Genomic DNA, 20,330 nt, shown 5'->3' with positions numbered 1-20,330 from the left:
AAAAAGCCGGCGGTCCTCACGGACCGCCGGCTTTCGGATACTGCATGCGCGCTGGCTTATGCCTGGGCGCCCTTGTTGAACGCTGCCACGCCGGCAACGATCTCGGCCTTGGCTTCGTCGATACCAGCCCAGCCTTCGATCTTGACCCATTTGCCCGCTTCGAGATCCTTGTAGTGCTCGAAGAAGTGCTGGATCTGCTTCAGGCGCAGCTCTTCCACGTCGTCCAGCGACTGGATTTTCTTGTACATCGGCAGCACTTTTTCGATCGGCACTGCAATGACTTTGGCATCGCCGCCGCCGTCATCGGTCATCTTCAGCACGCCCAGCGCGCGGCAACGGACCACGACGCCTGGTGGCAGCGGGAACGGGGTGATGACCAGCACGTCGCATGGATCGCCGTCGTCGGCGATGGTCTGCGGCACGTAGCCGTAGTTGCACGGGTAGTGCATGGCCGTACCCATGAAACGGTCGACGAAGATCGCGCCGGTGTCCTTGTCGACTTCATACTTGACCGGATCGGAGTTCATCGGGATTTCAATGATGACGTTGAAGTCGTTCGGCACGTCTTTGCCGGCTGGGACGTTGTTCAGGCTCATGATGGGATCCTTGGTTGCTAAAGAGTCAAAATTAGTCCGCCATTATAGCGAAAGGCACGCGTTACAACACCGTCGCGAGTGCACACTGCCGGTAATGCTTTGCCGCCAGCTCGTCCTGCCCCAGCGCTTCATGCATCTGGGCCAGTTTCAGATGCGCCTCGCGCACCATCGCCGCTTCGGTCGCGTCCGACAAGGCTTGCTCCAGATAGCGCTGGGCCTTGCCCCACAGCTTCTGTTTCAGGCACAGCGTGCCGAGGGTGAGCGCCAGTTCGGCATCCTGCGGCCGTTCGCGGCGCCAGGTTTCGCAGGCTTCGATCTGGGCCAGCAGCGATGGCGAGCCGGCCGGGCTGGCCGCGTCGCGATAGGCGCGCACGACGCGCTCGTCCCAGTTGGCCCTGAGCGACTCTTCGGCAATCGCGCGCGCTTCGTCGTGCAGGCCGCGCGCATTGAAGGCGCCGGCGGCGCGCGCCGCCACGTAAGGCACCGTGCGATCTTGCGGGGGCACCGTGGCCCAGGTCCAGCGGATCGATTCGGCGTCGTGGTCTTCTTCGCCCAGCAGCGCTTCGTAGGCCATTTCGCGCAGGCGCCGTGCCAGAGCCGGATGCAGCGCATTGCGCTTGTCGAGGATGCGCACCAGGCGCAGCACCTCGGGCCAGTTGCGCGCCTGCTGGTTGGCCTTCATCGCCCACTGCAGCGCGTGGATGTGGCGCTGACCGCTGGCATTGAGTTCGGCCACCGCTTCGAGCGCTGCCTCGGGCCGGTGGTCGTCCACCAGCAGTTCGGTCAGCGTCATCAGGCGCGCCGTCTTGAGCGTCGTGTCATGCGAGATGCCGGCCAGCCAGGCGTCGCGGCGCGCCGGTTCGCGCATGCGGTGCGCGGCGCGCGCGCCGATCAGCGCTGCCAGGCCCGTGTTCTCGGGCAGGTCGGCAGCGCGCATCGCGGCTTTTTCGGCGTGGCCGAAGCGACCTTCGAACAGTGCCTTGAGCGCGTCGCGCAAGCCCTTGTTGCCATCGCGCTCGCGGCGGCGCTGGCGGTACGCCGCCACCCGCTGCGGCATGCGCGCCGTTGCATAGAAGGTGCGCACCAGCACGTACAGCGTGGCAAACAGCAGCATCAGCACCACGACAAACAGATTGAGCGACATGTCGATCCGGTGCGGCGGATAGAACAGCACCACATTGCCCGGATTGAAACGTGCCGTCACCGCGATGCCGATGGCCGCAGCCATCAGCGTAACCAGCCAGATGAGTAAGCGCATGGTTATTGCTTCGCTTTGTAGTTGCGCACCGCGCCAAGGCTCTCGGCCAGCGTCGGCAATTCGATCGTCAGGTCGTTGGCCTGCACCTGGCGCAGTGCCGCCTGGGCTGATTGCGTCGTGCGGGCGCGCGTGTCGAAGTACTTGGCCAGCATGGTCTGGGCGGTGGCCAGGTCGTCGCGGAACGTGGCTTCGTTACGCGACAACAGCGCCAGCCGTGCATTGAGCAGGCGCAGCTTGAGGTTTTCGCGCACAAAGAACGATTCGCTTGGCGAGAGCATCAGCGCCTCGGGGTCGTCGACGCTGCGCACGCGGATCAGCTGGCGCACGTCGTCCCACATCTCCTGGCTCCACATGCTCCAGGTTTGCAGCAGGCGCTGGCCCACGCCGAGCGACTCGGGCGGGACGGCCGGCGCGGCAGTTTTGACAGGCGCGGCGGCGGCCTCGAGCCGGCGCGTCGTGCGCACCGGGGCCACCGGCAGCAGCGGCTTTTCGTCGGCCAGCATCGGCAGCGTCTCGACCTGAACGATCACATTATCCAGGCGCAGCGCGACGCCGGCCAGGTCGACGGCCGGCAAGGCCTTGAGCTTGTCGATGTCGGCCGCGATCGCGCGGCGGATGGTCAAAAACTGCGGTGCATTCGAGCTCGAGACTGCGCGGTCGGCGTTCTGCAGCGCGATCAGGGCGCCCTGCACATTGCCGGCCAGTTGCAGTTGCTGGCTTGCAGTGGCGAGCACCTGCTCGATTTCGGACAACGCCCACTCGTCGCGGTTTTGCGACAGATCCTTGTAGAGCTGCTCGAGCGCGACCTGCTGGCTCTGCGCTTCGCTCTGGCGGCTCTCCAGCACGCCGACCTTGATCTGCAGCTCTTTCGACTGATCCGCCACGTCGCGCGCGAGCGCCGCCGTTTCGGCATTGACGGCATTGCCCTTCTGCAGGCTGCGCGCCATGTCCTGGCGCAGCGAATTGATGCGGCTGTGCGACGAAACCGTCTGCACCACCAGCAGCACGGCCAGCGCGATGACGGCCAGCGGCAAGGGCCGCGCCACGCGCTCAAACAGGCCGCGCGTGGCAGGACCGTTCATGCGCGGCGGCGCAGCAGGCGGCACCTGCGCCTCCTCCGGCTTGGCAAGGCTGGGAGCGGGCACACTGGCCTGGGGCTGGTCTGGGTTGTTCGGCAATTCGTTCATTCTTGTGATTGTAACGCTGCTAATAGGCGTGCATCGCCGGAACCGGTGAGAAGCACGTGTTCCAGGCCCAGATCGCGGGCCGTCTGTGCAATCCGCGCATGGGGCACGATCAGGCGCTGCTGCCTCAGACAGAGCAGCAACGCTTCGTTACCATCGTCGTCGATGGCTTGCACCAGCCCGGCTAGTCCGCGCAGGGCTTCCGAGCTCGTGATTATCCAGTCGTTTGGCTGCGCCAGCAAGGCGCGCAATCGTGTGGCCAGTTCCGCCGTCAATACCGGCGTCGCGCGGCGGTAGGCGGCCACCGGCTCAACCCGGGCGCCGGCTGCGCGCAAGGCGTCGGCCAGCAGCTCGCGGCCACCGTCGCCGCGCACGATCAGCACGCGCTTGCCGGCGTACGCTGCCAGGTCGAGGCGCTGCAGCAGGTGCTCGGAATCGCTGTGCGCGCTGTCGGCCGGACTGAAGATCGTATACGCGTCACCGGTGACGCCGCGGCGCGCCAGCGCAGCGCGGCTGCCATCGCCGACGATCGCCACCGGCACGGCCACGGGCCAGGCGTCGATGTGCGCAAACGCGGCGTCAATGGCATTGGGCGAAACGAACGCCACCAGCGCAAAGCGGTCAAGTTCAGCCAGCGCTGCGCGCAGCGGCGCGGCATCCTCGACCGGGCTGATCTCGAGCAGCGGCAGCAGCACGGCCGTGCGGCCGCTGGCGGACACCGCCTGCGCCAGCGCATCGGCCTGCGCGCGCGGGCGCGTGACGACGACGACGCGCGCCGTCTCAGGCATGTCAGGCATCCTGGTTTGCCGCGGCATCGAGACGGCACGCCGCCAGGATCGCATTCGCATCCTGCTGGGCCAGCAACTCGGACACCTGCTCGCCCAGGTACTCGGGCTGCTCGACCGGGCCGCTCACTTCGGCGTGCGCGCTGCGCTTGCCGTCGGGCGTGGCAACCATCGCGCGCAGGCGCAGCTGGCCGTCCTGCACGGTGGCGAACGCTGCCAGCGGGATCTGGCAGCTGCCGCCAAAGATGCGCGACACCTTGCGCTCGGCCAGCACGGCGCTGGCCGTGTCGTCGTGGTTCAGCGGGGCGAGCACGGCGCGCAGGTCGACGCCGTCGCTGCGTGCGCTGCTCAGGATTTCGATCGCCATCGCGCCCTGCCCGGCCGCCGGCAAACTCATTTCGGGTTCGAGCAGTGCGCGGATGCGCTGCGGCAGGCCGAGGCGCTTGAGGCCCGCCGCGGCTAGGATGATGGCGGCATATTCGCCGCGATCGAGCTTGCCCAGCCGCGTATCCAGGTTACCGCGCAGCGGCAGGATGACCAGGTGCGGATAGCGCGCCGCGATCAGCGACTGGCGACGCAGGCTGCTGGTGCCAACGATCGCGCCGGGGGGCAGCGCGGCCAGGCTGTCGTAATCGTTCGAGACAAACGCGTCGCGCGGATCCTCGCGTTCGAGCACGGCGGTCAGCTCGAAGCCTTCGGGCAGCTCCATCGGCACGTCCTTGAGCGAGTGCACGGCCAGGTCGGCGCGGCCTTCGGCCATCGCGACTTCGAGTTCCTTGACGAACAGGCCCTTGCCGCCGACGGCCGACAGCGTGCGGTCGAGAATCTGGTCGCCCCGTGTCGTCATCCCGAGAATCTCGACGCGGCACTGTGGATATAATGCGACGAGCCGGTCGCGTACGTGCTCCGCCTGCCACATGGCCAGGCGGCTCTCGCGGGATGCGATAATGAGTTTTGACGGCGCTGACGCCGAAGTACCCTGCGAAGTACCTTGCGAAGTTCCCTGATTTATAGCTGCTAACACACGAATTCTTTCACTGTCATTGGGCCGATCCGGCCGGTGCCGGTAACCGCTCCCTGCATAAGATCACAAATTTTATCATGGGGGCCTCTTGCAGACCGTGGCCAACCGCCCTCGCACAACGCTTACTTGTGGTCGATATGAACAACCCTGCTCTCCCTGACGTATCCATCGGCGCCGACAAGGACGCGCCGCTCAAAGAAGACATCCGCCTGCTCGGGCGCCTGCTCGGCGACGTGCTGCGCGACCAGGAAGGCGCCAAGGTCTTCGACCTGGTCGAAACCATCCGCCAGACCGCCGTGCGCTTCCGGCGCGACGACGATCCCGACGCCAGCAAAGAACTCACTACGATGCTGCACGGGCTCACGCGCGACCAGACCATTTCGGTCGTGCGCGCGTTTTCGTACTTTTCGCACCTGGCCAATATCGCCGAGGACCAGCACCACAACCGCCGCCGCCGCGCGCACCTGCTGGGTGGCTCCACGCCCCGTGCGGGCAGCATCGGTTACGCGCTGGACAAGCTGGCCGGCGCCGGCATCGGGCGCGACGAAGTCCGGGCATTCTTCAACGATGCGCTGATCTCGCCCGTGCTCACGGCCCACCCGACCGAGGTGCAGCGCAAGAGCATCCTGGACGCCGAACACGATATCGCCCGCCTGCTGGCCGAACGCGACACGCCGCTCACGCCGCGCGAGCGCCAGCGCAACGAGCAGATGCTGCATGCACGCATCGCCACGCTGTGGCAGACGCGCATGCTGCGCTACTCGAAGCTGACGGTGGCCGACGAAATCGACAACGCGCTGTCCTACTACCGCATCACGTTCCTGCGCGAGCTGCCGGCGCTGTACGACGATATCGAGTTCGAGATCGAAGAACAATATGGCCCTGACGACGGTGCACAGGATGATGTCCCCAAACCGCACGCATCGTACCTGCAGATGGGCAGCTGGATCGGCGGCGACCGTGACGGCAACCCGAACGTCAACGCCGACACGATGCGCCATGCGCTGACGCGCCAGTCGACGACGATCCTCGACTTCTATCTCGACGAAGTCCATGCGCTCGGCGCCGAACTGTCGGCCTCCACGCTGCTGGTGGACGTCACGCCGGCGCTGGAGCTGCTGGCCCAGAACTCGCCCGACGCGTCGCCGCACCGCAGCGACGAGCCTTACCGGCGCGCGCTGATCGGCATCTACGCGCGCCTGGCCGCCACTGCGCGCGAACTGGGCGTGGGCCACATCCTGCGCAAGGAAGTCGGCCACGCCGCGCCCTACCTCGACCCCGAACTGTTTGCAGCCGACCTCGAAACGCTGGCCGACTCGCTGCGCCGGAATCACGGCGCCATGCTGACCATGCCGCGCCTGGCCGGCCTGCTGCGCGCGGCGCGCATCTTCGGCTTCCATCTGGCCTCGCTCGACATGCGCCAGAGCTCGGACATCCACGAGCGCGTGCTGGCCGAACTGCTGGCCCGCGCCGGGGTCGAGGCTGACTACGCCGCACTCGACGAAGACGCCAAGGTCGCGCTGCTGCTGCGCGAACTCGACAGCGCCCGGCCCCTGATCTCGCCATGGGATACCTACGGCGAAGAGACGACCTCCGAGCTGGCAATCCTGCGCTGCGCGCGCGAGATCCGTCTGCGCTACGGCCCGCGCGCGATCCGCAACTACATCATCTCGCACACCGAGACGGTGTCCGACCTGCTCGAAGTGCTGCTGCTGCAAAAGGAAACCGGGTTGCTGCGCGCCGGCAGCGCAACGGGCGAAGTGATGGTGATCCCGCTGTTCGAAACCATCCCCGACCTGCAGCGCGCGGCCGGGATCATGGATGCGTGGATGGCGCTGCCGTTCGTCGCCAGCGTGATCGCAAAACAGGGCCACCTGCAGGAAGTCATGCTGGGCTACTCCGACTCGAACAAGGACGGAGGCTTCCTCACATCCAACTGGGAGCTGTACCAGGCCGAACTGAAACTGGTCGAGGTGTTCGCGCAGCAGAAGGTCAAGCTGCGCCTGTTCCACGGCCGGGGCGGCACGGTCGGTCGTGGCGGCGGTCCGAGCTACGACGCGATCCGCGCCCAGCCGCCGGGCACCGTCAATGGCCAGATCCGCCTGACCGAACAGGGCGAGATCATCGCGTCCAAGTTCTCGAATGCCGAAATCGGCCGGCGCAACCTGGAGCTGCTGGTCTCGGCCACGCTGGAAGCGAGCCTGACGCCCAACACCGCGAGCGAAGCGCAGACGGGCCGCCTGCACCGCTTCGAATCCGTGATGGCCGGGTTGTCCAACCGCGCCTACAAGGCCTACCGCGACCTGGTCTACGACACGCCCGGCTTTACCGATTACTTCTTTGCCGCCACGCCGATCGCCGAGATCGCGGAGCTGAACCTCGGTTCGCGCCCTGCTTCGCGCAAGTCGACCCGTCGCATCGAAGACCTGCGCGCGATCCCGTGGGGCTTCTCGTGGGGCCAGTGCCGCCTGTTGCTGCCAGGCTGGTTCGGCTTTGCCTCGGCCGTCAACGGTTGGCTGGGGGAGGTCGAGGGCGAGCGTGAAGACAGACTGGCCGAGCTGCGCACGATGTTCCGGGAATGGCCGTTCTTTGCCACGCTGCTGTCGAACATGGACATGGTGCTGGCCAAGACCGATCTGCCAATCGCCCGGCGCTACGCCGAACTGGTGGCCGACGTGGAGCTGCGCGAGCGGATCTTCAAGCGCATCACGGCCGAACACGCGCTCACGCTGACCATCCTGGAAGAGATCACCGGCACGGGCGAGCGTCTGCAGGGCAATCCGCTGCTGGCCCGTTCGATCCAGAACCGCTTCGCCTACCTGGACCCGCTGAACCACTTGCAGGTCGAGTTGATCGGCCGGCACCGGGCGCTGGCGCTCGATCCGGCAAGCCAGGTCGACGCGCGCGTGCACCGGGGCATCCACCTGTCGATCAACGGCGTGGCGGCCGGTCTGCGCAATACCGGCTGACCGTTCGTCGTACCCGGGCCAGCGGCCCGGGTAATCGCGCTGCGCAGCCGCTCAGGCCAACTGCAGCGCGGCAGGCTGCCGGCGCCGGTCCACGGCCGCCGGCTGGGCTGGTGCCGCCTGACCCAGCTTGAAATTCCCGACCAGCACACTGAGGTTGGCCGTTTGCTCCTGCATCGACGCCGCTGCCGCTGCGGCCTGCTCCACCAGCGCAGCGTTCTGCTGCGTGACGGCGTCGATGTCCCCGATCGCACTATTGACCTGTGCAATCCCCAGCCCCTGCCGATGACTGGCAGTGGCGATCTCGGCCACGATATCGGTGACGCGCCGCACGCTCGCCACGATCTCGTCCATCGTGCCGCCGGCCGCCGCAACGAGCGAAATCCCGTTGTCGGCGTGGCGCACCGACTCGTCGATCAGCACCTTGATTTCACCGGCTGCCGCATTGGCGCGCTGGGCCAGATTGCGCACCTCGGATGCCACGACCGCAAAGCCGCGGCCCTGCTCGCCGGCGCGCGCCGCTTCCACCGCCGCATTGAGCGCCAGGATGTTGGTTTGAAACGCGATCGATTCGATCGTGCCGGTGATGTCGACGATGCGGCGCGACGACGTGTGGATCGCGCCCATCGTGTCGACCACGCGCGCCACCGCCTCGCCGCCCTTGACCGCCACTTCGGAGGCCGATGCCGACAGCGTGTTGGCCTGCAAGGCGCTGTCGGCATTCTGCTTGACCGTCGCCGCCAGTTCTTCGATCGATGCCGCCGTTTCTTCCAGCGCGCCGGCCTGCTGCTCGGTGCGGCGCGACAGGTCCAGGTTGCCGCTGGCGATTTCACCGGACGCCGTCTCGATCGCGTCGGCGCTGCCGCGCACCTGGCTCACCACCCCGTGCAGGTTGGCGCGCATCCGCTGCAGCGCCACCTTCAGGCGTCCGGTTTCCGTCTGGTCGGCGGCGTTGCATTCCAGTGTCACGCCCAGGTCGCCGTCGGCGATGCGGCCTGCAAACGCCACCGCTTCCTCCAGCGGGCGCCGGATGGCGCGTGCGGACAGCTGGCCCACCACCACCATCAGCATCACGGCAATCAGGGCAGCGAGCAGCAGCATGGTTTCCGAGCGCTCGACGAGTGCGTGGCCACCAACGCGCGTGGCCTCCGCGCTGGCCCCGATGGTATCGCTCAGTTCACCCATGCTGGTTTCCAGCTTGCGAAAATGCCCCATGAAGTCTGCCTGTGCCTGGCGCGCCGCAACGGGATCCGTGAACGCCAGGTCGATCATCCGCGCCACGCTCTTGAGGTACGCATCGACGTCGGCGCGCACGGCGGGAATGGCGTTCTGCAGGGCCGCATCCGAATCTTCCCTGGCCAGCGTATCGATCAACCCGGCCAGTGTCGCGGCGTGCTGCGCATGATCGCGCCGGACCTCGGCCTGCTTGCCTGCGTCATCCGGCCCGGCGATCAACGCGGCCAGCACGTCGGCGCGCAAGGCGTCGTGCGCCATGTCGGCCTGCAACTGGTGCTTCAGCGCGCTGCCATTGTCGGTGATCGCGTTCATCGCCGTCTCCAGCGACAACATCGCGCCGTAGCCGATGCTGGCCACCACGGCGGCCAGAAACACTGCTGCCAGATTCGATAGAAACAGCCGGTGCCGGATGGTCAGATTCATGGTGAATTCTCCCTACAGTTTGAACGATACCCCGACCGTGAGCGCGGCATCGGGCGTGCGCCGGTTCAGGCCCAGCGACAGCATGGTGTCGAGCTGGCAGCGGTCCGACAGCAGCCATGCCATGCCCGTGTCGAAGGTGGCCACGGTGCCGCCGTTAGCGCTGCGGGCGATCTGCGGCGCCGCCACTTCGACGAATGCGCGCCAGGTCGGCGTCAATTCCTTGCCAAGCACCACGCCGAAGATACCGTAGCCGTAGCCCTTGCCGTCCTCGTTGCGCTCACGGCCGATGCCGGGCATCACGCCCAGCGACAGGTCGCCCGGCAATTCCCATTCGGCCGCCACACGCAGCGACGGGCGCACGCCCTGACCGCGCCAGGTGCGCGACCCGCTGTCCAGGTCGGCATGCAGCAGCACACCCACCGACGGGCTCCCTGGCGCCTCGTCCTGCACGTGCCACTTCACGCCGAGCGCCGTGTCGGCGTAGCCGGCTGATGTGCCCTCGCCGCCTGCATGCTGGACCGTACGACCGTCGGTTTCAAGCCGCAGTTCGAGCACGTCGCCCACGCCGTAACGCAGCAGCGTCGGCATGCTGTAGGTCCGCGCGCGAACGCCATCGGTCTTGTCCCGCTCGGCCAGCACGCTGGTCTCGATCTGGAACCGGCCACGGCCGACCACATTGCTGGACTCGACGAAATCGGGACGGTCGGTGACGATCCCGTCATCGCCAGCAATGGCTGACAGCGGGGCCAGCAGCGCGAGGCTGGCGAGACAGGTATGGGCAAGGCGCGGGAGTGTGATGGTAGGCATGCTGCAGTCTTTCAAGGAAAAAAATCAAGGCCTGGAGTGCAGGTCAAGTATTGCAAAAATCGGGGAACATAGAACATCTGTCCGAATTTATTTCTGGTGTTCAATAAAACGTGTGTGTTGACAACCACGGTTTACTTGGGAGAGTGACAAAGAATCGTGTTCGGGGCATGTCGATGATTTATTCTGGAAGGTGGCGCACACACGGCGTCGACTGCCGCTGACGGGGCAGCACAAAAAAAGCCGCCCGGTGCGAACCGGGCGGCTTTGTCACGTCGAGACCACCGACGCTCTAGAGCAAATTACTGATTGTGCAAGAACGTCTTGAGCTTGTCCGAGCGCGATGGCTGGCGCAGCTTGCTCATCGCCTTGGCTTCGATCTGGCGAATGCGCTCGCGGGTCACGTCGAACTGCTTGCCCACTTCTTCCAGCGTGTGGTCGTTCGACATCTCGACGCCGTAACGCATGCGCAGCACCTTTGCTTCGCGCGGCGTCAGCGAATCCAGCACTTCCTTGATCACGTTGCGCATCGACGCGTGCAGCGCGGCGTCCAGCGGGGCCAGCGTCGCGTTGTCTTCGATGAAATCGCCCAGCTGCGAATCGCCGTCCTCGCCCATCGGCGTTTCCATGGAAATCGGCTCTTTCGCGATCTTCATGATCTCGCGAACCTTGTTCTCTGGCATTTCCATCTTCAGGGCCAGCGTCGGCAGATCCGGCTCGCTGCCCGTTTCCTGCATGATCTGGCGCGAGATGCGGTTCATCTTGTTGATCGTCTCGATCATGTGCACCGGCACGCGGATCGTGCGGGCCATGTCGGCGATCGAACGCGTGATCGCCTGGCGGATCCACCACGTCGCATACGTCGAGAACTTGTAGCCGCGACGGTATTCGAACTTGTCGACCGCTTTCAGCAGGCCGATATTGCCTTCCTGGATCAGGTCCAGGAACTGCAGGCCGCGGTTGATGTATTTCTTGGCGATCGAAATCACCAGGCGCAGGTTGGCCACGGTCATTTCGCGCTTGGCCTGGCGTGCACGCTTCTCGCCCGCTGCCATCTGCTTGTTGATCTTGCGCAGATCGGCCAGCGGCAGCGCTACGCGCGCCTGCAGGTCGATCATGCGCTGTTGCAGTTCCTTGATCGCAGGCAGGTTGCGGCTCAGCACCGCGCTGTACGGATACGCGCAGTCGACTTCGCGGTCGCCCCATTGCAGATCGGTTTCATTGCCCGGGAAGACCTTGATGAAGTGGGCGCGCGGCATGCCGCAGCGGTTCACGCAGATGTCCAGCACGGCGCGCTCGATCGAACGCACTTCGTCCATCTGGCCACGCAGCGTGTCGCACAGCTTCTCGACGACCTTGGCGGTAAAGCGGATGCCCAGCAGCTCGTACGAGATGACGGCTTGTGCATCTTCGTACGCCGGCGAGCCATAGCCCTTGTTCTTGAACGCGTGGCCCATCAGGTCGAACTGCTGCTCGATCAGTGCGAATTTCTCGAGCGCGCTCTTCTTCAGTTGCGCGAGCTGCTCGGGCGAGTAGCCGGCAGCGGCGCCGCTGTTCACGTCGCCCTCTTCTTCTTCGACTTCTTCCTCTTCTTCGTCGTCGTCCTCTTCGTTGATCGCAGCGGCGTGGGCGACCGAGGCAGCAGGCGCCGGCGTGTCGTTCATGTCGACGAAGCCATCGACCACATCGTCGATCTTCAGTTCATCATTGGCGATCTTGTGCGACAGCGCAATGATTTCCGAAATCGTCGTCGGGCAGGCCGAGATCGCCTGAACCATGTCCTTCAGGCCCTGCTCGATGCGCTTGGCGATTTCGATTTCGCCTTCGCGCGTCAGCAGCGACACGGCGCCCATTTCACGCATGTACATGCGCACCGGGTCGGTCGTGCGGCCAAAGTCGGAGTCGGCGGTCGACAGCGCGGTCGCGGCGGCCGCTTCCACTTCGTCTTCGCTCGTCGGCGTCACGGCCTGGTCGGACAACAGCATCATTTCGGCTTCCGGTGCGCGCTCGTAGACAGCGATGCCCATGTCGTTGAAGGTCGCGATGATGCCTTCGATCGCTTCCGGATCGATGATGTTTTCCGGCAGGTGATCGTTGATCTCGGCGTGGGTCAGGAAGCCACGCTCCTTGCCCATATTGATCAGGTTCTTCAGCTGCTGGCGACGGCGCTCGAGTTCGGTCTCCGAGAAGCCTTCTTCCTTCAGCAGCGCAATGCCCTTGGCCTTGCGCTCACGCACTTTCGACGCGGCCTTCATTTCGGCGCGCTCGACAGCATTCAGTGCCGCGACTTCGTCGTTCTCAGGCACGAATTCGCTTGGCTTGCGGCCGCGGCGGCCAGGCACCTTCACCTGCGGCAGCAGGTAGCCCGACGTATCGATCGCCGCCAGCGCAGCAGCGTCGGTGGTCTTGCTCACGGTGCCGACGGCATTGGTCTGGGCAACTGGCACTGACGCCGGGCTGGCGTCGACGCGGCGCGCGGTGCGGGTGCGCACGACTTTCGGCGCTTCCTCGGCCACTGGGGCAGGCTCGGCAACGGCGGGGGCCACGGCTTCGGCCGGTGCAGCTTCGGCAGCGACGTCGGCTTCCGGCTCGGCGTTTTTCAGTGCCGCCAGACGGCCGCGCTTGCGCACGATGACCGGTGGCGCGGCCGGCTTGGCCTGCGTTGGCATGTAGTCGTCGGCGGGATCGTGGGCGTCAAGCGCGGTGTCGGCGGCGGTGTCTGCTGCAGCAGTGACAGGTTCAGGCGTGCTCACCTCGACCGGCGCGGCAGCTTCCACTGGCGCGGCGGCCACTGGTTCCACTGCTGCGGGGGCGGCTTCAGCGACGGCCGGGGCGGCAACCGGCTCGGCTGCGGGGCCACCGGCGGCCAGGATCGCGTCGGCCTGGGCTTTGAGCGTCGCCAGGCGCGAACGGGTCTTGACCACCGTGACCTTGGCCGCCGCTTCCGTTTCGAGGAAGTAGGAAGTGGCGGTTTTAGGCACTGCCAGCGGGGCCGATGCTTTGGCCGGGGCTTTTTTCGCTGTCAGTGTCAATGTCTTGGCGGTGTTTTTCATAGCTTAAAACTCTCCAGTCGAGGCGAGTAGCGCGCCTGCGAAGTCAATAATCCAGCGGGCCCCGCGTACGGGACCTGGGAATGGGGAACGGAAGTGGCCCTACCTTAGGGCGGACATGCCAGACTTCAAGCTCGACCTGCCCTTCGGTGCGCGCGCCGGCGTAATATCGGGGCTGCGGGCAGGTGGCGTTGGTCGCTGTTCAAAATCGTGCTGTGCATGTCGGAACGAAAAAAAGCCCGCTAACACGGGCTTGCATCTATTTTTCTAGAAGAATAGGAGATGGGGCCATTACGCCCCAATGCAAGTTTTGATGATCGTCGCTCGATCCGGCGAAGGATTTCCACGAGTCACATAGTGCATTGCCCCGGCATCACGACCTTCTTGCTGGTCTGCGCCGGCGCAAGCCGGACTCAAGGCAAGAGGCGGATCATACACGATTTCGCGTTTCGATGCTTCATTGCAGTGCGTCTTTCTCAACATTTATTAGTGGAACTAGTACAATGCGGCTTTTAGCGCCGTGCTATCCTTCGCAATCCTGTTCTTACCATGAAGTCAATGAATACCAATACCCCTGCAGAGTCCGTCGACACCACCGCCGCGCCGGCCATCCCGGATGCACAGCAGCCAACGCAGTCGCCAGCCGAGTCAGTTGAGTCAGTCGAGCCGACAGCGCCAGTAGCCCAGGCTGCCGCACCTGCTGCGGCTCCGGCATCAGGCCAGTCGGCGCGCTCGCTGCTCAAGCAACTCCAGCAGGAGTATCCCGCCTTCCGTGATTGCCTGCCGCTGTCGATCGGTATCGACAAGCAGCTGCAGGCACGCATGCCGGGCCTGGACAAGAAAACGATGCGCGCCGCCCTCGGCATCCACACCGGTTCGATGCGCTATCTGCGCGCGATGGAAAAAGCCAAGGTCCGCTACGACCTCGACGGCACCGCTGGCGCCGAAGTGCCTGAGGCGCACCGCCTGCACGCGAAAGAGCAGCTGCAGCAGCGCTTCAAGAAAGAAGCCGACCGCAAGAAGGCCGAGCGCGACGCCGCCCTCGAAGAAGAAAACAACCGCAAGCGCCAGGAAAAGCTGCAGGCGCTGGCGTCCAAGTTCTCGAAGACTTGAATTCGGGCGACGCCTTGAAGGACGCGGCAGCAGAAGGCATGCAAACCGACCTGCAACCCGAGCTGCCCGCCTACATCGGCATCGACCCTGCCCATGTGCGGCTGGTGCGCTCCGACGCCGACGCGCAGCAGGCGCTCGCAACGCTGCTCGCGGCCGACGTCATCGGCTTCGACACCGAATCCAAGCCCACGTTCGCCAAGGGCGAAGTCTCGACCGGGCCGCACCTGGTGCAACTTGCCACCGACGAGTTCGCCTTCCTGTTCCAGACCGCCACGCCGGCCGGCAACGCGCTCGCCTTCACCGTGCTGGAACCCGTGCTAGCCTCCGGCAGCATCCTCAAGGTGGGTTTTGGCCTGGGTGACGACGTCAAGCGGCTGAAGTCCAAGTTCGGCATCGAACTGCGCAACGTGCTCGATCTGTCGACGGCGCTGCGCCGGCGCGGCGAAAAGAATCCGCTGGGCGCCAAGAGCGCCGTGGAGCGCTTCTTCGGTCAGCGGCTGCAAAAATCCAAGCGCATCACGACCACCAACTGGTCGCTGCCGCACCTGTCGGACAAGCAGTTGCAATATGCGGCAGACGACGCGCATGCGGCGCTGCGGATCTACCGGCGCTGGAAAGCGGAAACGCCGGCAGTCTGAATCCCGCGCGGCGTTCAAGATTCGCGCTATCATCGTCAGCGTCCATGCTGCCGGTGAATCCATGATGTCTCGCTGCTTCCGTTGGTCCGCTGCTGCACTCCTTTGCGCTGCAACGTCCGTGGCCAACGCCGCGCCACAGCCCGTTCCCGACACCCTCACCCAGCGCCTGCTCGCCTGCGCCACCTGCCACGCACGCGTCGATACGCGCGGCAATCCCGTCAACGACAGCTTCTATCCGCGTATCGGCGGCAAGCCGGCCGGCTACCTGTATCACCAGCTGCGCAATTTCCAGGATGGCCGGCGCCACTATCCCGTGATGACGTACCTCACCGGGCACCTGCCAGACGCCTACCTGCGCGAAATCGCCGCGCACTTTGCCGCGCAGGCGCCGACCGTGCTGCCGCCCATGCCCATGAACCTGTCGCCCGCGCAGCGTGACCGGGGGCGCCAGCTCGTGCACGAGGGCGACCGGGGGCGCGGGGTCCCCGCCTGCATCGCCTGCCACGGCGCGCGCCTGACCGGCGTGCAGCCCGCCATCCCGGGCCTCTTTGGCCTGCCGCGCGATTACATCAACGCGCAGTTCGGCGCCTGGCGGAACGGCGTGCGGCGCGCCCATGCGCCCGATTGCATGGGCCAGGTGGCGGCGCGCCTGTCGCCCGACGATGTCGCCGCCGTCTCGGGCTGGCTGGCGGCGCAGCCCATGCCGCCCGACCCGCGGCCGGCCGATGCGGTCGCCCGGCCGCTGCCCATACTCTGCGGTAGTGCGCCATGATGAAGACCGTCCGCCTTGTTCTGCTGGCTGTGGTGGCCGCCGTCGGCGTCGCGATCGCAATGGCGTGGCCGCGCGCCGAATTCGTCCCGGCCAGTTCGCCCGCCGCCTGGGCGTCCACGCCCGCCAACGTCGCGCGCGGCGCGTATCTAGCGCGGGCAGGCGACTGCATCGCCTGCCATACGGCGCGTGGCGGCGTGGCATTTGCCGGCGGGCGCGCGCTCGATACGCCGTTCGGGCGCTTTTACGGCCCGAACCTCACGCCCGACCGCGACACCGGCATCGGCGCCTGGAGCGCCGACGACTTCTGGAACGCGCTGCACAATGGCATCGCACCAAACGGCCGCCTGCTGTATCCGGCCTTCCCCTACACGAACTACACGAAGGTCACGCGCGCCGATGCCGATGCGCTGTTTGCCTACTTTCGCAGCCTGCCGCCGCAGCGCCAGGCAAACCGGCCGCACGACATCCGCTTCCCGTACGACCAGCAGGCATTGCTGGCCGGCTGGCGCCTGCTGTATTTCCGGCCCGCCGAATATGCCGCGCAACCGGCGCGCAGCGCCAGCTGGAACCGGGGCGCGTACCTGGTCGAGGGATTGGGCCATTGCAGCGCCTGCCACAGCACCCGCAACAGCCTGGGCGCGGCGGATGGCGCGCTGGCTGGCGGCATGATCCCGACCCTCGGCTGGTATGCGCCATCACTGACGGCCAACCATGAGGCCGGCCTGGGTGACTGGAGCGACGCGGATATCGTGGCGCTGCTGGGCACCGGCATCTCGCCGCGCGGCGCGGCGACCGGGCCGATGGCCGAAGTGGTGGCGCGCAGCCTGCAGTACCTGACGCCGGACGATCTGGGCACGATGGCGGGTTACCTGAAATCGCTCGCGGCCACGTCCGAGGCTGCGCAGCATGCATCGGCGGCGGCGCCAGCGGAGGAACAGGTACTGGCCGAAGGTGGCCGGCTCTACGCGGCGCAGTGCGCGGCATGTCATGGCGACGATGGCAAGGGACGCATGCCGGCCTACCCGCCGCTGGCCGGCAACCGCGCGGTGACCATGACGCCGGCCGTGAACGCGATCCGGATGACGGTCAACGGCGGCTTCCCGCCCGGCACGCGCGGCAACCCACGGCCGTACGGGATGCCGCCGTTCGGGCATGAACTCGATGATGCGCAGGTGGCCGCCGTGCTGACCTGGATCCGTGCCAGCTGGGGCAATGCCGGCGCGCCGGTGACGGCGACCGAGGTCAATCGCTATCGGGCGGTGTCGCTCGACTGAGCCGCCAGGGACTCACACCATATCGGCAAACGCCACCCGATCGGTGGTGGCGTTGCGTGCATCTTCCAGACGTACCTTGTGCGACGCCAGCAAGCCTTCGAGCGACGCATTCATCGTGTGGCAACCGGCATCGATACCGCGATTCATGTGCGCGCGGATGCTGCCCAGGTCCCCTGCTTCGAGCATGCGCACGACGGCCGGGCTCGGGGTCAGGCATTCGGTGGCCAGGTGATAGCGGTTGCCCTCCACCGATGGCAGCAGCGCCTGGCACAGCACGCCGCGCAGCGCGTGCGCCAGCGCTTGTGCCTGGGCGTCCGTGTTGCCCAGCAGGCGCAGCATTTTTTGCAGGCCCAGCTCGGTCGAGCGCGCATGCAGCGACGCCAGCACCAGCGGGCCGGATTCGGCCAGCGCCAGCGCTTCCTGCGCCGTCTCGGCATCGCGGATCTCGCCGATGACGATCACGTCAGGCCGCTCGCGCAGTGCATCCAAGGCGCCCAGGTAATAACTGTCGACGTCGCCGTCCTCGCCCACTTCGCGCTGCGTGATGATGCACCTGCGCTGCGGGATCAGCGTTTCGACCGGGTCTTCGATGGTGATGATGTGGCCCGAGCGGTGGCGGTTGATCTCGTCGAGGATCGACGCAATCGTCGTCGACTTGCCCTGGCAGGTGTCGCCGATGATCAGGACCAGGCCGCTGGTCAGGCTGGCAAATTCGCGCTCGTCGTCCCACAGGCCCAGGTCGGCAAGCGGGATCGGCTCTTTTGGAAAGCGGCGGATCACGCAGCCAATCCGCTTGCCGCCCTGGAAGCGGAAGCAGTTGGCGCGGATGCGCGCCGTGTGCAGGTCAATCGAGCGGTCGAACGCGCGCGAGGCGATGCGCTGCGTCCAGTTCGGCTCGATCACATCAAAAAATTCTTCCAGCTCTTCCTTCGTGATCGGCGAATCGGTCACCGCCACCAGGCCCTTCGGCTGGCGCAGCATCAAGGGGCTGTTCTGGTGGATGATGATGTCCGAAAACACCAGCTTCGAGTTCAGCAGATGCAGGATCTGCTGGACCAGCGTTTCGAATACCGGATGGTCTTCGTTCTCGATATACGACAGGGTGGGAATCTGCGAGGACTGGTGATGTTCCATCTGGCCGATGCTGGTAAAAGATCAAGTGTCGACCATTATAGAACCCAAATATTGCAGAAAAGAAAAAAATCTTCAGCGTGACATACTAGCAACAATGCGCTCGCCGAACACCGTGATCGTCACCCCGACCACCACAACCAGCGCACCAATTACGCGCACGCCGGACACCTTGCGCGTTGCCATATTGATCAGGCCAAAATGGTCGATCGCCATCGAGCTGAGCAGCTGACCGGCGATCACCAGCACGATCAGGCTGAGGAGCCCGATGCGAGGCGCCAGGAACACAGTCCCGAACACGAACGCCGCACCGAGAAAGCCGCCCAGGAATTTCCAGGCCGGCTGCGATGGCAAGGCTGCCAGCGTCGCGCCCAGGCCACCGACGCCGCTCTTGGCCAGCGCCACCGCCAGCAACACCGCCGTGCCGCAGCTGAACGACACCAGCGCCGCCATCACCGAATTGGCCCCGATCGAATGGGCCAGCTGGCTGTTGATCGCCGCCTGCACCGACATGGCCATGCCCACACAGAAGGCCATCGCCAATAAAATCACGTTCATCGCACTACTCCGTAGCAAAAAGCGCACTATCTTAGTGCATCTTGCGCGGGCGTGTTGGATCGTCGGAGCACGCGGCTTAATCCGCACAGTTGCATTTCACACCACGCCGCGCGCAGTCTGTCGCAAACGGCTCGGCGGAACGGGGCCATCCTGCCAGGATGTGCAGCATACCCACCGACTTTCAAGGAGCCCCACCATGTCGCGTCATGTCTGTTCCACCCCTGCCCTGCGCGCCCTGATGCTGGCCGCCGTCCTTGCCTGCACCCTGGCGCCCCCGACGGCCATGGCCTGGCCATTCGGCGGCGAACAAGTCGAGGGCAGTGGCACTGTCACGCGCCAGGCGCGCAAGGTCGAGTCGTTCAATGGTATCGCGCTGGGTTTGCCGGGCCGGCTGGAACTATGTAGTGGCAACGTCGACAGCGTCACGGTCGAGACCGATGACAATCTGCAGGCGCTGGTCGAGACACGCGTCGAAGACGGCATGCTGCGCATCCGTCCTGCCAAACGCAACCTGAATCTGCGTACCCGCAACCTCAAGATCGTCGTGACGGCGCGCCAGATCGAACGCCTGTCGCTGGGCGGCTCGGGCACCATCGATGCGGATGTCCTGCGCGGCAAGCGCCTGGACCTGGACGTCGGCGGCTCGGGCAAGATCCAGATCGCGCGGCTGGAAGCCGAGACGGTCTCCGCCAGCGTGGCCGGCAGCGGCGACCTGCGCGCCGATGGCGGCGCGGTACGCGAACTGTCGGTGTCGATCGGTGGTTCAGGCGATGTCGACATGGGCAAGATCGCCGCCGATTCGGCGCGCGTGAGCATCGCCGGATCGGGCGACGCGACGGTGTGGGCAAAGAATGACCTGCGCGCGAGCATCGCCGGGTCGGGCGATGTCGGCTATTACGGCGATCCGAAAGTGAGCCGCAGTGTGGCGGGTTCGGGAGAAGTGCGGCGCATCGGCAACGCGCCGCGCTGATGGTGCAGGCGCCGCTGCACTCAGCGGCTTAGCGACTTAGTGGCTCAGTGGCTCAATGACCCGCGTGCGCACCGTGCGCATCCTGCGCTGCCGGCTTGCCGCTGTGCGTCAGCGGCATGACCGGCAGCGTCACTTTGACTTCCTGGCGCTTGGCGGCGGCGTCCTGTACTACCAGGGTCAGCTCGACGTTCTCGCCTTCTTTCAGCTGGCGCTTCAGGTCCAGCAGCATCACGTGGTAGCCACCCGACGCCAGCACGACCGGCTTGCCGGCCGGCAGATCGATGCTTTTCACCTGACGCATGCGCATCACCTGGCCTTCCATCGCCATCTCGTGGATTTCGGCGCGGCCGGCGACCGGCGTGCGCACCTCGAGCAGGCGCGCCGGCGTGGCCGATTGCAGCTGCATGAAGGCGCCCGTGCTTTTCTGGGCCGGCACGGTGGCGCGCACCCACGGTTCGGTCACGGTGACCTGGGCCAGCGCGGAGACGGAAAACAGGCCCGCGGCAAGCGCGGCGATCAGGTGACGGGTCATGGCAATCCTTGGCTAG

Annotated in this window: 17 protein-coding genes; 6 read left to right on the top strand and 11 right to left on the bottom strand. The window is 65.8% G+C overall.

Annotation, left to right across the window (positions count from 1 at the left end; translation table 11 throughout):
* Nucleotides 1-56: 56 nt before the first annotated feature.
* The 5 genes from ppa to hemC form a co-directional block, all read right to left on the bottom strand.
* A complete protein-coding gene (gene ppa, locus AC56LH_RS04955) occupies nucleotides 57-596 on the bottom strand; it encodes an inorganic diphosphatase (RefSeq protein ID WP_258837489.1) in 540 nt (179 codons plus the stop codon).
* Nucleotides 597-657: 61 nt separating this feature from the next.
* Nucleotides 658-1,854, bottom strand: coding sequence for a heme biosynthesis protein HemY (locus AC56LH_RS04950; RefSeq protein ID WP_499644529.1), 1,197 nt, complete (start codon nucleotides 1,852-1,854; stop codon nucleotides 658-660).
* A gap of 2 nt (nucleotides 1,855-1,856) precedes the next feature.
* The gene (locus AC56LH_RS04945) at nucleotides 1,857-3,041 is read right to left on the bottom strand and encodes a uroporphyrinogen-III C-methyltransferase (RefSeq protein WP_499644527.1); all 1,185 of its coding nucleotides are present in this window, start codon (nucleotides 3,039-3,041) and stop codon (nucleotides 1,857-1,859) included.
* Entirely contained in the window at nucleotides 3,038-3,826 is a 789-nt protein-coding gene (locus AC56LH_RS04940) for a uroporphyrinogen-III synthase (RefSeq protein WP_499644525.1), read from the bottom strand. Before AC56LH_RS04940 ends, AC56LH_RS04945 begins: the two co-directional genes overlap by 4 nt.
* Before the next feature lies 1 nt (nucleotide 3,827).
* Complete coding sequence (gene hemC, locus AC56LH_RS04935; RefSeq protein WP_499648397.1) at nucleotides 3,828-4,835, bottom strand: hydroxymethylbilane synthase; 1,008 nt, start codon at nucleotides 4,833-4,835, stop codon at nucleotides 3,828-3,830.
* Nucleotides 4,836-4,984: 149 nt separating this feature from the next.
* On the opposite strand from hemC, the gene ppc reads away from it, so the two are divergent.
* On the top strand, nucleotides 4,985-7,816 hold the full coding sequence (gene ppc / locus AC56LH_RS04930) for a phosphoenolpyruvate carboxylase (protein ID WP_499644523.1): 2,832 nt from the start codon (nucleotides 4,985-4,987) through the stop codon (nucleotides 7,814-7,816).
* Between the two features lie 51 nt (nucleotides 7,817-7,867).
* On the opposite strand, the gene AC56LH_RS04925 is transcribed toward ppc, so the two are convergent.
* From AC56LH_RS04925 to rpoD, 3 genes are all read right to left on the bottom strand, one after another.
* Nucleotides 7,868-9,472, bottom strand: a complete 1,605-nt coding sequence (locus AC56LH_RS04925) for a methyl-accepting chemotaxis protein (protein ID WP_499644521.1) — start codon at nucleotides 9,470-9,472, stop codon at nucleotides 7,868-7,870.
* A 12-nt stretch (nucleotides 9,473-9,484) separates the two neighbouring features.
* The gene (locus AC56LH_RS04920) at nucleotides 9,485-10,279 is read right to left on the bottom strand and encodes a transporter (protein WP_499644519.1); all 795 of its coding nucleotides are present in this window, start codon (nucleotides 10,277-10,279) and stop codon (nucleotides 9,485-9,487) included.
* A gap of 299 nt (nucleotides 10,280-10,578) precedes the next feature.
* On the bottom strand, nucleotides 10,579-13,329 hold the full coding sequence (gene rpoD, locus AC56LH_RS04915) for an RNA polymerase sigma factor RpoD (RefSeq protein ID WP_499644517.1): 2,751 nt from the start codon (nucleotides 13,327-13,329) through the stop codon (nucleotides 10,579-10,581).
* Nucleotides 13,330-13,884: 555 nt separating this feature from the next.
* Between rpoD and AC56LH_RS04910 the strand changes: the two genes are divergently transcribed.
* The 4 genes from AC56LH_RS04910 to AC56LH_RS04895 all read left to right on the top strand — a co-directional run bounded on the left by AC56LH_RS04910 (nucleotide 13,885) and on the right by AC56LH_RS04895 (nucleotide 17,123).
* The gene (locus AC56LH_RS04910) at nucleotides 13,885-14,439 is read left to right on the top strand and encodes a ProQ/FINO family protein (RefSeq protein ID WP_499644515.1); all 555 of its coding nucleotides are present in this window, start codon (nucleotides 13,885-13,887) and stop codon (nucleotides 14,437-14,439) included.
* A 38-nt stretch (nucleotides 14,440-14,477) separates the two neighbouring features.
* Nucleotides 14,478-15,077 (top strand): 3'-5' exonuclease, encoded by a 600-nt coding sequence (locus AC56LH_RS04905; RefSeq protein WP_499644513.1) that lies wholly within the window; start codon nucleotides 14,478-14,480, stop codon nucleotides 15,075-15,077.
* Nucleotides 15,078-15,138: 61 nt separating this feature from the next.
* Nucleotides 15,139-15,849 (top strand): c-type cytochrome, encoded by a 711-nt coding sequence (locus tag AC56LH_RS04900; RefSeq protein ID WP_499644511.1) that lies wholly within the window; start codon nucleotides 15,139-15,141, stop codon nucleotides 15,847-15,849.
* Nucleotides 15,849-17,123 carry a c-type cytochrome gene (locus AC56LH_RS04895; RefSeq protein ID WP_499648395.1) on the top strand — a complete coding sequence of 425 codons (1,275 nt, stop codon included), beginning with the start codon at nucleotides 15,849-15,851 and terminating at the stop codon, nucleotides 17,121-17,123. The genes AC56LH_RS04900 and AC56LH_RS04895 overlap by 1 nt, the downstream gene beginning before the upstream one ends.
* A 12-nt stretch (nucleotides 17,124-17,135) precedes the next feature.
* Here AC56LH_RS04895 and AC56LH_RS04890 read toward each other — a convergent pair whose 3' ends face one another.
* Nucleotides 17,136-18,257, bottom strand: a complete 1,122-nt coding sequence (locus tag AC56LH_RS04890; protein WP_499644509.1) for a type IV pilus twitching motility protein PilT — start codon at nucleotides 18,255-18,257, stop codon at nucleotides 17,136-17,138.
* A gap of 72 nt (nucleotides 18,258-18,329) precedes the next feature.
* A complete protein-coding gene (locus AC56LH_RS04885; protein WP_499644507.1) occupies nucleotides 18,330-18,812 on the bottom strand; it encodes a DMT family transporter in 483 nt (160 codons plus the stop codon).
* A 196-nt stretch (nucleotides 18,813-19,008) separates the two neighbouring features.
* Here AC56LH_RS04885 and AC56LH_RS04880 point away from each other — a divergent pair, with 196 nt between their 5' ends.
* On the top strand, nucleotides 19,009-19,782 hold the full coding sequence (locus tag AC56LH_RS04880) for a head GIN domain-containing protein (RefSeq protein WP_499644505.1): 774 nt from the start codon (nucleotides 19,009-19,011) through the stop codon (nucleotides 19,780-19,782).
* A gap of 52 nt (nucleotides 19,783-19,834) precedes the next feature.
* Here the strand turns inward: AC56LH_RS04880 and AC56LH_RS04875 are convergent, their stop codons facing one another.
* Nucleotides 19,835-20,314 carry a copper chaperone PCu(A)C gene (locus AC56LH_RS04875; protein WP_499644503.1) on the bottom strand — a complete coding sequence of 160 codons (480 nt, stop codon included), beginning with the start codon at nucleotides 20,312-20,314 and terminating at the stop codon, nucleotides 19,835-19,837.
* Nucleotides 20,315-20,330: the final 16 nt, after the last annotated feature.

This window comes from Telluria sp. LT1R51-2 (assembly GCF_059685775.1).
Note: the sequence above shows the minus strand (reverse complement) of the source record. Positions and strands in the feature narration are given on the sequence as shown.